This window comes from Brucella grignonensis (assembly GCF_002252505.1).
Taxonomy (GTDB): Bacteria; Pseudomonadota; Alphaproteobacteria; order Rhizobiales; family Rhizobiaceae; genus Brucella; species Brucella grignonensis.
This window is the reverse complement of record NZ_NNRL01000163.1, coordinates 831,190-842,127: the sequence shown is the minus strand read 5'-3', so window position 1 is coordinate 842,127 and position 10,938 is coordinate 831,190. Positions and strand designations below refer to the sequence as shown.

Sequence of the window (10,938 nt, the reverse complement as noted above, 5' to 3'; positions counted from 1 at the left end):
AGAAGGCTCTTGATGTTCATTTCTGACCTCCAGTCAAAGTTAAAAATGGGTCTGGGCATTCTGATTTGGCTGAAGGACAACCTGTCCCCATCCCCTGATGAAAAAGTCGCCCCGAAGCGCTCCTTCTTCTGGATGTGAAGATACTCGCCAACTTTTTCGTTTCAACATCGAATATCGCTCTCAGCCGTTGTAGAGCCTCTATGAGGGACGGTTGTTGCAGAAATGACACGAAATCGCCCCCTTTGAGGCGAGGATTTTAGACATTATTAATGTTTGTAAACGCTGGTTAACCGGTCTTAACGATTGAAAACACGTATTTTTTGAGTCTTTCGCACAGACTGATGCCCGAATCCGTCTGACGCCGACCCAAATGTGGCGATCGGCGGTCTTAGTAAGAGCGATAAAGCTGGATGCTGTGCAAAACTACCCGAATCTCTGCCTGACCAGCGGACATGCGGCATTGTTTCAGATGACGGCAAAGGCCAGCAATTCCGGCTTATTCACACGCGTCTATATATAAAAGGTGAAATTATGCTGGGAATTTTACCGTAAGCTGCGCAAATCGCTTGAAATGATGAAGCGTACCGGCTATCTCGCCTTTACCGGAGAGGTGGCCGAGTGGTCGAAGGCGCTCCCCTGCTAAGGGAGTAGACCTCATAAGGGTCTCGTGGGTTCGAATCCCATCCTCTCCGCCACCATCAAACTGATGACAGTTGACCCTCCAAGCAGTGTTTCTTCTCTATAAGACGTAAATTTTGGCCACCCAACGGCGGTCAGAAGCTTTGTCTTGCGGCCGACGCATTTCTTGTCATTTTCCGATTTAAGATCGGACTTATAATCAAGTATCTGTATTTGCTATATTTTTACGGCCACTGTCGATTCTTGACTGGAGGTCAGAAATGAACATCACCGAAACCTGCCTGCGCATCCATGGTTATGTTCGTTACGACGCAGCTGCTGGCCGTGATCCTTACAGCAGCCACGACGCTAAGACCTGGAGCAAGAACACTCGTTTCACGCTTCGCACGTCGACCGCTACCGAAACTGAACTCGGTACGCTCAAGACCTACACTGAAAACCGTTTCAACTTTACCGACGGCAATCAGGGCGATCACACGCTGAACTTCGCTTACATTCAGCTCGGCGGCCTCCGTCTCGGTCTCGATGAATCAGCGTTCCACACCTTCACGGGCTACCTCGGCGACATCATCAACGATGACGTGGTTGCTGCTGGCGTCTACCGCACCAACCTGATNAGGTACCGAAACCTGCCTGCGCGTATCAGGCTATGTTCGTTACGATGTAGGCGGTGGTGACGACGTTTATGCACGTACCCGTGCAGGCGTCAGCCGTGACACCTATGCTCAGCGTTCGCGTTTCACACTCCGTTTCTCGACTGCTTCGGAAACCGAACTCGGCACCCTCAAGACCTTCGCTGAAACCCGTTACGACTGGAACAACGGCGAAGAAGGTGCATCCGGCTCGCTGCGTTATGCATACATCCAGCTCGGTGGCCTTCGCCTCGGTCTTGATGAGTCGAACTTCGTAACCTTCACTGGTTACCTCGGCGATGTCATCAACGTTCTCGGCTGTTATCGCTGTTGAACAGGGCAACGATACAGACATTGATTACAATGGCGTTATCGACGACTACACACCACATGTTGTTGGTGGTCTGAAGTATGCTCAGGGCTGGGGTTCGATCGCAGCTGTTGGTGCATACGACGCAGTTAACGAAGAATGGGCCGGTAAGGTTCGTTTGGACGTAAACGTAACTGACCAGTTCTCCGTTTGGGTACAGGGCGGCTACAAGTCGAACGACGACACCTACGAAATCACTGGTTACCGCAATGCAGCTGATGCAAACAGCTGGTACGGCGTTCGTGCAATCGACAGCTTCTACGGNTGCTGGCGTCTACCGCACCAACCTGATCAGCTATACCTTCACTGGCGGCAACGGCTTCTCGGCAATCCTGTCGCTTGAACAGGGTGGCGGCAGCTACATCGATCATGGTGACTTCGACAATGACGGCGATCTCTCTGAATCGAACGTAATTGACGACTACATGCCACACGTCGTTGGCGGCCTGAAGTTCGCTCAGGGCTGGGGTTCGATCGCTGGCGTAGTAGCGTACGACTCGCTGCTCGAAGAGTGGGCCGGCAAGGTTCGCTTGGACGTAAACGTCACTGAACAGTTCTCGGTCTGGGTACAGGGCGGCTACTCTTCTTATGAAGACGACATCGGCATGTACGGTAACTGGGGCGGCGATTGGGCTGTCTGGGGCGGCGCGAAGTTCAAGGCTACCGACAAGGCAACCTTCAACCTTCAGGGCGCTTACGAAGATTGGGGCAAGACCGCAATCGCAGCAAACGTAGCTTATCAGCTGGTACCTGGTTTCACTATCACGCCAGAAATCAACTACACCCGCTGGGATAGCGATCACCCACTCCGTCAGGCTGGCGTTATCGAAAACAAAGATGCGTTCGGCGGCATGATCCGCTTCCAGCGTTCGTTCTAATCAGAACTGCGCTTAAGCATCGGACGCCAACGGGAAACCGTTGGCGTCAGTCATTTGGGGAGGCGTTCACGAAAGCGTGAATATTGGTTCTTTCGAGATGGGGATCTCGACAGAACTTGAATTGAGGGAGTTGCGGGGACGAACAAATGGGGGGCGACGGGTTCTAAAAGGATCAAAACATGTCTCCACATAAAGTTAGCTCACTTATCTTGTACTCGATGAATTATTTCTTTATGCATGCATCCCATAAAAAAATGGGGGACATGCTATGATCGTCGTTGGGGGCACGAGGATCGATAGAGGCGAAGGATATTCGCCGATTATCGACTACAACCTTGAATATACGTCCGTAAAAAGCCCGAAGCATCGGCTCGTAGAGCAGTTTTCTTTGGCCGAATTAGCGGGCAAGTATATCAACATCCTTTGGGATGACGGCTCACACAAGTATAATGTGAAATCGTTCCTTGGTGAGATCGACGAAATTTTGAAAGGCATTCGCTTTTCAGGTTTCGATCAGGAAATGCTCGACTCCGTCATTGGTTCGCTTCGTGAACGTGGCAACAGCAATGCAACCATCAACAGAAAGATGGCTGCGCTGAGCAAGCTGCTGCGAAAGGCGCACAAAATGGGGGACGTTTACAGCCTGCCGGAGTTTGTCCGACAGAAAGAGCGTGCGGGGCGCATCCGTTTTCTCGAATATGACGAAGAGAAACGCCTGTTTGCCGCCGTTAGATCGCGTTGCGAAGATAGTTATCGTCTATCCATTTTTCTCGTCGACAGTGGCTGCCGTCTTGGTGAAGCTATCGGCCTCACCTGGAACGACATCCAGGAGCATCGTGTTACGTTCTGGCTAACCAAATCAAACCGCAGTCGAACGGTTCCACTGACTAAACGCGCACGAAAATCGACCGAAATAGCGCATGAGCGGCTGAAAGGCCCCTTCTCTATGCTCAATCAGGTACGATTCCGTCAGATTTGGAATGATGCGAAAATTGAAGTCGGCCTTGGCACTGATGATCAGGTCGTCCCGCATATTCTGCGCCATACATGTGCGTCACGTCTCGTTCGTGGCGGCATAGATATACGCCGTGTGCAGATGTGGCTCGGCCACCAAACCTTGCAGATGACAATGCGTTACGCCCACCTTGCCACGCATGATCTCGATTCCTGCGTCAAAGTGCTGGAGATTCGCTAGGCAATTTCCCCAAAGACATGATTTCGCGAGACATGCGTGAAATCAAATAGCAAAGCACCTGAGCTGTATGTTCATGTATCATCGATATAAGAACGGGAATCGCACCGAATTTGCGGGACGCTCTAACTCCTGCACAGGATGGAATATCCATGGACAGGACGAGGAACTGGAGCAGTTCTAATGATTCAACTTAGTCAAGAAATGATCTGATCTTTGAGACTGATGTCGGTGAGCAGCTTTCGCATTTGCTACCGACGAAACCGGCGACGCACATAATCATGATTTTCGAATAAGCGATGTGGCAAGGATTGTCACAAGTTGCTATGCCTGTCTGATCCTTTATCGGGTGCCGAGGCACTGAACCAATCGGTGAGATCGCATCGCCGCTAACATTCTGCTTCTCGGTCCCATCAGACCAAGTTGACCGGAAACACTATGCTATCGCCTCGTCTCACGCCGCTTGTTGAAAGCCTCCCCTCCACTGTCCCTTTTGTTGGACCGGAAACGCTTGAACTTCAGCGCGGCAAACCTTTTTCAGCTCGTATCGGTGCCAATGAAAGCAGTTTCGGGCCTGCTCCATCCGTCATAGAAGCCATGCGACAAGAGGCTTCCGAAGTATGGAAGTATGGTGATCCGGAAAACTATGCGCTGCGTCATGCAATTGCGGCTCATCACAATGTAAAAGCTGAGAATGTCATGCCAGGGGCTGGTGTCGATGCATTGCTGGGTCTTGTGGTGAGGCAGTATGTCCAGCAGGGCGACAAGGTCATCAATTCGCTTGGCGGTTATCCGACCTTCAACTATCACGTCGCGGGTTTCGGCGGAATCTTACTGACCGTCCCATATCGTCAGGATAAACCCGATCTGGACGCGTTGATCGAAAAGGCGCGAGAGGAAAATCCGGCACTGCTTTACATCGCTAATCCAGATAATCCCATGGGGACTTGGCATGAGGGGTCAGATATTCAGGCGTTTATTGAACGCATTCCAGAAACCACGATGCTGATTCTCGATGAGGCCTATTGCGAGACTGGCCCCGCTTCTGCCTTCCCAGCCTTTGAACTGGATCGCCCGAACATTCTGCGCATGCGCACTTTCTCAAAGGCCTATGGACTTGCAGGGATTCGCGTTGGCTATGTGCTGGGCTGCGCCGACGCGATCAAGTCTTTCGACAAGGTTCGCGATCATTTTGCCGTCAACCGGATTGCGCAAGCAGCAGCAATCGCGGCGTTGAAAGACCAGAATTATTTGCGTGATGTAGTCTGTAAAATCCATGCTGGACGCGATCGAATCGCAACAGTTGCAACGCGCCATGGGTTGAAACCAATTCCCTCAGCGACAAACTTCGTCACCATTGATTGCAGGCACGATGGAGCTTTCGCAACTGCCATTCTCAATGGTCTGATTGCGCGTGATATTTTTGTCCGTAAACCCGGCGCACCGGTGCTGGATCGCTGTATCCGCGTGAGCGTTGGTGTCGATGAGCAGATGGATATGTTTGAAGCAGCACTGCCCGAAGCACTTGCGGACGCCCGAAAAGCCTTGAATGTCGCCGAGAGTCATTCTGGCTAAACCGTGAAGCGGATTTCCGTAGAATAATACGTAAAAACAAAGAGATAGATCGACTTCACGATTCCATCTTAACTGGAGGCGCTCTAATCGCGGAGAAAAGAATGTCTGATCAACACAATACCCAGCCCCGCAACATTTTGTTTGGCACACTTGCCGGCCTTTGCGGAGCTTTAGCGATAGCCGCTTATGCGGGTGCCGCTCACGGGGGCGAGAACCATTTAGGCGCGATAGCACCGCTGCTTCTCGGCCATACCCCCGCCCTTCTCGTGTTGTCGCTCATCGTTCCGAACAGCCGCATTGCGAATATTGGTGGCGCGTTGCTGGTTGTTGGATTGATGTTGTTCTGCGGCGACTTATTCATGCGGGATGTGACTGGCAACAGGCTATTTCCAATGGCAGCCCCCACAGGTGGAAGCCTGATGATTTTGGGCTGGCTCGTGATTGGTGTCAGCAGCTGGTTCAAGAGAACCTGAAACCGTCTCACTTCGTAGGAATACCACTGCATAATTCCCTTAGAGCGCTTCCTACTTTGTTTGAATCAGGTGAAACGCTCTAAGCATTTGTTTTATCGCATTTACTTCACGCAAAACCGCTTCGTATTTTTGCTGGAAATTCTCTAAAAAGAAAAAGGGACCCTGCATATCTGCAAGGCCCCTTCTCTCTAAAACGGTGTAAGTTCAAGCCGACTTATAAGCCGTCTCAGATACGAAATGTATTCGCAACAGTACGTTTTACGAGTTACCCTTTAGGCGTGCGTTGCAGAGGCTATAGTAACCGCCACCCTTCTGAACCCACTTCAGACCGCCCAACGCATTTGCATCCTTGGCGGCATGATACTGCTCAAGGCAGGTATGCATGCGGGCCTTACCCGGAGATTCGCTCGAGAACTTCGACGAAACTGCGGTCGGGAACTTCACTCCACTCGGTGCAGCAGTGGTTGGCGCTGCAGGTTCTGCATTGCCATCGGTAGTCAGCGCAACGGGATCAGCGCCCGGACCACATTCCGATTTACGGAAATCGTTCCACTTAGCGCCACCATCGGTACCAGCATCTTTGGCTGCCTGATACTTGGTGCTGCACTGTTTCATTGTAAGGCTCTTGGCCGCAGTATCCGTTGCAGGCGCAGCTGCGTTTTTAGCTGGCGCTACTTTAGCTGGTGCAGCCGCGTTTGTTGCTGGCGCTGCGGGTGCAGCAGCCGGAGCGGCTGCGGCATCGTTACCGCATTGTGCCTTGCGGAAATCATTCCACTTAACATCACCCAGCGTGCCGGCATCTTTGGCCGCCTGATACTTTGCACTACATTCCTTCATCGTCAGCGCACTTGCCGGCGATGAAAAAACAAAGGCAGATGCGCCCAGAATGATTGCGGTGCCAGCCAAGGCTGTGATGGTACGAATAGACATCTCGTCGCTCCCTGTCGGATACGGACTATTGAATTCGTTGCTCTAGAACGGCTCCGTTAAGATTGAAACGTCACAACCGTTCTGTCTCTACGCATTATCCTTAGGCAAAACCGCTTCGCAGTTTGGCAGGAAATGCATTTGGCTCATTCGTGGATCGCTTGTCGCGATAATCTAAAACACCCAGTCTGCTTTGCCGGTCTCTATACCTTTTAAAGTTTCACATCCGCCGTCTAGCTTGATGCCAGGCAAGTTGACTGTCAATCATTTGCTCAATATTACCACCGCCTGCAACACAAAATTTCTAACTGTCATTCTTTAGAAGTTACGTAAATTTGAATGACACAAAGTAAATATATAGTAGTTCCAAGCTCTTGTCTTGTATTTATTGAAATAGAGTTAAAATTCAGGAGCATCCAAGTGGCACAAAAGATCATGATCATTGGCGGTGCTGGCTCGGGAAAGTCTACCCTTGCAAGCAGGCTCGGGAAAATCAGTGGCTTACCTATAATTCACATCGACACTATTTACTGGAAAGCCAACTGGGTCATGCGTCCGGGTGACGAGATCAGCCGTCTTACGAACAAGGTTGCTGATCGCGATGAATGGATATTCGAAGGCAATCATAGCAAAACGATGGCGCACCGCGCATCACGCGCCGAAATGCTCATATTTCTCGATATATCAACACCGCGGCGCCTCTGGCGAATCATCCGAAGAATGCTTCGCCACTATGGCCAATCGCGCCCGGACATGGCTGAAGGCTGCAAAGAACGTTTTGACTGGGAGTTTCTCAAATTTGTCGCGAATTATCGAAAAAATGGCCGTATTCAAGCGCTTTCTTTCCTGGAACAGGCTCCTCTTCACCTGCAAAAATACCATTTGCGCAATCCGCGTGATGTGAAGCGTTTTCTCGCTAAAGCGGAGCACGAAATATTCCTAAAAAATTGATGCTTAGGAATTGCGTTAAATCAATAAAGTCCCACCTAAAATAACAATATTGCTAGCAGTGCGGGCAAGTTCTCTGAATGCTATATTTGCAATGTCTCCCAAGACTTGACGCTGGCGCGTGGCGCGATAGCCCATCAGTACAGCGCGAATTTACATGCACTCGGATAGCGGAACGTTAGTTCGGGCCGTTTGGGTAATCTTGTCCGGATTTCCGGTTTTCGCAGCTCTGGAGTTAAACGTGGCTGATATCGCAGATAGCGCCTCCCCGCTTGCCGATGTGACCAGCGCAATGGGTTTTGATCGTCACCGTCTTTATGAAGACGCGATCGCCATGCTGATTGGAACCTCGTTCATTGCATTGGGTATTACGCTTTACAGTCATGCAACACTGATGACGGGCAGCACTGCAGGCATCGCCCTTTTGATCCAGTATGCTACCGGCATTGGATTTGGCCTGCTCTATTTCCTGATCAATCTGCCATTCTATTATTTCGCAGCAAAGCGAATGGGCTGGCCGTTCACGATCAGGACATTCATCGCAGTCGCGCTCATGTCGCTCTTCGCAAAAATCATACCTCTGTGTGTTGATTTCAGTTCAATTAACCCACTCTTTGCAGCACTCATGGGCGGCACCTTGATGGGAATGGGCGTATTGGCACTATTCCGTCACCGCTCCGGTGTTGGAGGCGTCAACATCCTCGCCCTTTATTTGCAGGACGCCTACGGGATTCGCGCTGGCTGGTTTCAGCTTGGACTTGACGTTCTCATCATGCTTGGATCGCTGTTTTTCATTCCTCTGGAAAACATGTTGTTTTCGCTGGTGGGGGCGATAGCAATGAACGTCATCATTGCGATCAACCACAAGCCGGGGCGCTATCTCGGCATAAGCTAACAAAAAGCCGCCTGATGAGGCGGCTTTTTGTCAGTGCGTCAAGCAATTTTAGTGCGCTGTCATCCACTCGCGTGCACCACGAAGAGCGGCAGCGAGTTCCGTTTTACTCATAGTCGCAGCGACCTGATTGCGCATACGCTCGGCTTTCTGATTGCCACGAATGGCAGCAATATTGAGCCACTTATGCGCTTCAACGACATCTATTTCACAGTCACGACCGATAGCGTATTTCAAACCCATCTCCAGTAGAATGCGATCCTGGGAACCTGCTTTGTTGTGCTGCGTAACGTTTTGAAACTGTGTCATTTTTCTTTGTCCCTGTTAAATCCCGAGAACCGTCCGCTCTTTGTTTCCGAGACTGGCTTTCACCGTCCTGGAACTGTCGGATCTGTCGTTCCGTTCATGATCTTCAAGATAAGTGACAGGACTGAAATGCGCGTTAAACCAGATGCTTAACAAGGGGACAACGAAATCCCAACAAGGAGTAAATTTGGGAATTCGTTAAACATCCAAGCCGTCCGAATTACAGCGTTTTTCCGAAATGACTATGTTTTCTCCCTCCCCGCTTGGAAACCAGATGATAACCATGGTGCAGATTGGCTTCGTTTAAGATGTCGCCGCCAGCGAATGCGAACACGCAAATTATCCCTCTTCCGCTCAGGCAAAAACTGGATTACGTTTACGTTTGCGTAAGTATTCTGCAAGGCTGGGAGTCTTGTGGCATTTTGGGAGGAATGCATGATCCGCAAATTTATTATGGGAATGACAGCAGCTGTTGCATTGACTGCAGGTTTGTCCGCTCCGGCGTTCGCCGAAGAAGCCATTGTCGGCACATGGAAGCGCCCGAACGGCACGATCATCAGCTACGCGGCATGTGGCGGCGGCAAATATTGCGGCACGGTGCAGACCGGCGAATACAAAGGCAAATCAATTGGCTCGATGTCCGGTAAAGACGGGAGCTACAAGGGTGAAGTCAACAAGCTCGATGAAGGTAAGACCTATACCGGCAAGGCCAGCGTTAAGGGAAATACCCTCTCGCTTTCAGGCTGCGTTATGGGCGGACTAATCTGCAAGAGCGAAAGCCTCACACGTCAATAAGCGAATAAAAAAAGGCGGCTTTTCAGCCGCCTTTTTACTTAGCGAGCCTTCTGGCCGAACAGAATTTTCTGCGCTTCCTTGTCAGTAGCAAGATTAGACTTTTCTCGTTCTTCCTTGCCAACCACAAGACCACGCTGCACCGCAGGACGTGCGTTCATTGTTTCATGCCAGCGCTTGAGGTTCGGAAAGTCTTCCAGCTTCTGATCATAATTCTTATAAGCATTGATCCAGCCAATGCTTGCCATGTCAGCAATGGAATATTCGCCTGCGATATAGTCCTTGCCTTCAAGCTGGCGGTTCAGCACGCCATAAAGGCGGTTGACCTCATTGGTATAGCGATCAATGCCATATTGCACCTTTTCCGGCGCATAAACGCGGAAGTGGCCAGCCTGTCCCGACATGGGCCCAAGGCCACCCATCTGCCACATCAGCCATTCATCGACGGCCACGCGTTTGCGTTCATCTGTCGGATAGAACTTGCCGAACTTGCGGCCGAGATATTGCAGGATGGCACCGGATTCAAACACCGAGATCGGCTCGCCGCCCGGGCCTTCGGGATCGACAATAGCTGGCATACGGTTATTCGGCGCTATTTTGAGAAAGTCCGGCTGGAACTGATCGCCTTTGCCGATATTCACGTATTTCACTTCATAGGGAACGCCGAGTTCCTCCAGCATGATGCTGATCTTGAAGCCATTCGGTGTAGGCCAATAGTAAAGCTCGATAGGTTTGGTCTGCTCAGCCATGGGTATCTTTCTCCCGCTTTCTTGGCTTTGTCCGTATTTCCGATGCGAGCTAACATAAGCGCCGTATAGCTTGGCACAAGTGCGAAGCGATCAAGTTAATGAAACATCAATATTTTTGAACGCCGGATGAATGCAGCTCTCAGGAGTAGTTCAGGTGAGACCTGTAAACTCAAACCCGTAGAACGAACAATTCGATAGTCGGGGGAACCATGCTGCTGTGGCGCGTTACAATAGTCTGTCTCATGATCGTGGGGATTGCGATCATTGCTGGCCTTTTCGTCGATCGCAAATACGATGTTTACCGTGATCAGCCAGTCGTTGCCCCCATTACAGCGATGCACCTCAAGCATGTCGGCGGAGACAGACAATTATGATGTCCCGTTTCCGTATCCCTGCGGGGATTGCACTCCGCGTTCTGCTGTTCACCGCTGTATTCACCGGGCCTGTTGCAACATTTGCTTATACGCAAATTGGTCAGAAAGCACATATGAGCGGCGTGGGTCTTGTGCTTTATGTGAGCCTGCAAAGAAGTGCGTAAACAGGGACATGCGACTGTCATGGAGTT

At 50.8% G+C, this 10,938-nt stretch carries 13 protein-coding genes, 1 tRNA gene and 2 pseudogenes; 12 read left to right on the top strand and 4 right to left on the bottom strand.

Going from position 1 to position 10,938, the window contains the following annotated elements:
* The first annotated feature begins 604 nt into the window (after positions 1–604).
* From CEV33_RS17855 to CEV33_RS24495, 3 genes and pseudogenes are all read left to right on the top strand, one after another.
* Positions 605–695: transfer RNA gene (locus CEV33_RS17855), tRNA-Ser, on the top strand.
* A 213-nt stretch (positions 696–908) separates the two neighbouring features.
* Positions 909–1,262, top strand: a pseudogene (locus CEV33_RS17850) (porin); the annotation flags it as partial.
* A gap of 10 nt (positions 1,263–1,272) precedes the next feature.
* Positions 1,273–1,912 (top strand): annotated as a pseudogene (locus CEV33_RS24495) (porin); the annotation flags it as partial.
* Here the strand turns inward: CEV33_RS24495 and CEV33_RS24870 are convergent.
* Entirely contained in the window at positions 1,836–2,330 is a 495-nt protein-coding gene (locus CEV33_RS24870; RefSeq protein WP_456236564.1) for a hypothetical protein, read from the bottom strand. The pseudogene CEV33_RS24495 and the gene CEV33_RS24870 sit on opposite strands and share 77 nt — an antisense overlap.
* Between CEV33_RS24870 and CEV33_RS24865 the strand changes: the two genes are divergently transcribed.
* From CEV33_RS24865 to CEV33_RS17825, 4 genes are all read left to right on the top strand, one after another.
* Positions 2,247–2,519: a porin gene (locus tag CEV33_RS24865; RefSeq protein WP_456236563.1), complete on the top strand. Its 273-nt coding sequence runs from the start codon at positions 2,247–2,249 to the stop codon at positions 2,517–2,519. The two genes, CEV33_RS24870 and CEV33_RS24865, sit on opposite strands and share 84 nt — an antisense overlap.
* A 268-nt stretch (positions 2,520–2,787) precedes the next feature.
* Positions 2,788–3,714: a tyrosine-type recombinase/integrase gene (locus CEV33_RS17835; protein ID WP_094541717.1), complete on the top strand. Its 927-nt coding sequence runs from the start codon at positions 2,788–2,790 to the stop codon at positions 3,712–3,714.
* Positions 3,715–4,149: 435 nt separating this feature from the next.
* Positions 4,150–5,286 (top strand): pyridoxal phosphate-dependent aminotransferase, encoded by a 1,137-nt coding sequence (locus CEV33_RS17830; RefSeq protein ID WP_094541716.1) that lies wholly within the window; start codon positions 4,150–4,152, stop codon positions 5,284–5,286.
* A gap of 101 nt (positions 5,287–5,387) precedes the next feature.
* Positions 5,388–5,759 carry a DUF423 domain-containing protein gene (locus tag CEV33_RS17825; RefSeq protein ID WP_094541715.1) on the top strand — a complete coding sequence of 124 codons (372 nt, stop codon included), beginning with the start codon at positions 5,388–5,390 and terminating at the stop codon, positions 5,757–5,759.
* A gap of 258 nt (positions 5,760–6,017) precedes the next feature.
* Here CEV33_RS17825 and CEV33_RS17820 read toward each other — a convergent pair whose 3' ends face one another.
* Positions 6,018–6,689 (bottom strand): antifreeze protein, encoded by a 672-nt coding sequence (locus tag CEV33_RS17820; protein ID WP_094541714.1) that lies wholly within the window; start codon positions 6,687–6,689, stop codon positions 6,018–6,020.
* A 417-nt stretch (positions 6,690–7,106) separates the two neighbouring features.
* Here CEV33_RS17820 and CEV33_RS17815 point away from each other — a divergent pair, with 417 nt between their 5' ends.
* Both CEV33_RS17815 and CEV33_RS17810 read left to right on the top strand, forming a co-directional pair.
* Positions 7,107–7,637, top strand: coding sequence for a P-loop NTPase family protein (locus tag CEV33_RS17815; RefSeq protein ID WP_094541713.1), 531 nt, complete (start codon positions 7,107–7,109; stop codon positions 7,635–7,637).
* 238 nt (positions 7,638–7,875) lie between these two features.
* Positions 7,876–8,529, top strand: coding sequence for a YitT family protein (locus CEV33_RS17810; protein ID WP_094541712.1), 654 nt, complete (start codon positions 7,876–7,878; stop codon positions 8,527–8,529).
* Positions 8,530–8,577: 48 nt separating this feature from the next.
* Here the strand turns inward: CEV33_RS17810 and CEV33_RS17805 are convergent, their stop codons facing one another.
* On the bottom strand, positions 8,578–8,835 hold the full coding sequence (locus tag CEV33_RS17805) for a sel1 repeat family protein (protein WP_094541711.1): 258 nt from the start codon (positions 8,833–8,835) through the stop codon (positions 8,578–8,580).
* A gap of 432 nt (positions 8,836–9,267) precedes the next feature.
* Here CEV33_RS17805 and CEV33_RS17800 point away from each other — a divergent pair, with 432 nt between their 5' ends.
* Positions 9,268–9,627 (top strand): DUF2147 domain-containing protein, encoded by a 360-nt coding sequence (locus CEV33_RS17800; RefSeq protein ID WP_094541710.1) that lies wholly within the window; start codon positions 9,268–9,270, stop codon positions 9,625–9,627.
* Between the two features lie 38 nt (positions 9,628–9,665).
* On the opposite strand, the gene CEV33_RS17795 is transcribed toward CEV33_RS17800, so the two are convergent.
* Positions 9,666–10,373, bottom strand: coding sequence for a glutathione binding-like protein (locus CEV33_RS17795; RefSeq protein WP_094541709.1), 708 nt, complete (start codon positions 10,371–10,373; stop codon positions 9,666–9,668).
* A gap of 209 nt (positions 10,374–10,582) precedes the next feature.
* Here CEV33_RS17795 and CEV33_RS24030 point away from each other — a divergent pair, with 209 nt between their 5' ends.
* Positions 10,583–10,747, top strand: coding sequence for a hypothetical protein (locus CEV33_RS24030; protein ID WP_167388175.1), 165 nt, complete (start codon positions 10,583–10,585; stop codon positions 10,745–10,747).
* Positions 10,744–10,911 carry a hypothetical protein gene (locus CEV33_RS24025; RefSeq protein ID WP_167388168.1) on the top strand — a complete coding sequence of 56 codons (168 nt, stop codon included), beginning with the start codon at positions 10,744–10,746 and terminating at the stop codon, positions 10,909–10,911. The genes CEV33_RS24030 and CEV33_RS24025 overlap by 4 nt, the downstream gene beginning before the upstream one ends.
* Positions 10,912–10,938 lie beyond the last annotated feature (27 nt).

Excerpts from the sequence above, each read along its gene's own strand:
- CEV33_RS24865 (WP_456236563.1), top strand. The coding sequence starts at position 2,247 with ATGTACGGTAACTGGGGCGGCGATTGGGCTGTCTGGGGCGGCGCGAAG.
- CEV33_RS17800 (WP_094541710.1), top strand. The coding sequence starts at position 9,268 with ATGATCCGCAAATTTATTATGGGAATGACAGCAGCTGTTGCATTGACT.
- CEV33_RS24030 (WP_167388175.1), top strand. The coding sequence starts at position 10,583 with ATGCTGCTGTGGCGCGTTACAATAGTCTGTCTCATGATCGTGGGGATT.
- CEV33_RS17795 (WP_094541709.1), bottom strand. The coding sequence starts at position 10,373 with ATGGCTGAGCAGACCAAACCTATCGAGCTTTACTATTGGCCTACACCG.
- CEV33_RS17805 (WP_094541711.1), bottom strand. The coding sequence starts at position 8,835 with ATGACACAGTTTCAAAACGTTACGCAGCACAACAAAGCAGGTTCCCAG.
- CEV33_RS17825 (WP_094541715.1), top strand. The coding sequence starts at position 5,388 with ATGTCTGATCAACACAATACCCAGCCCCGCAACATTTTGTTTGGCACA.
- CEV33_RS24025 (WP_167388168.1), top strand. The coding sequence starts at position 10,744 with ATGATGTCCCGTTTCCGTATCCCTGCGGGGATTGCACTCCGCGTTCTG.
- CEV33_RS17820 (WP_094541714.1), bottom strand. The coding sequence starts at position 6,689 with ATGTCTATTCGTACCATCACAGCCTTGGCTGGCACCGCAATCATTCTG.
- CEV33_RS17830 (WP_094541716.1), top strand. The coding sequence starts at position 4,150 with ATGCTATCGCCTCGTCTCACGCCGCTTGTTGAAAGCCTCCCCTCCACT.
- CEV33_RS17835 (WP_094541717.1), top strand. The coding sequence starts at position 2,788 with ATGATCGTCGTTGGGGGCACGAGGATCGATAGAGGCGAAGGATATTCG.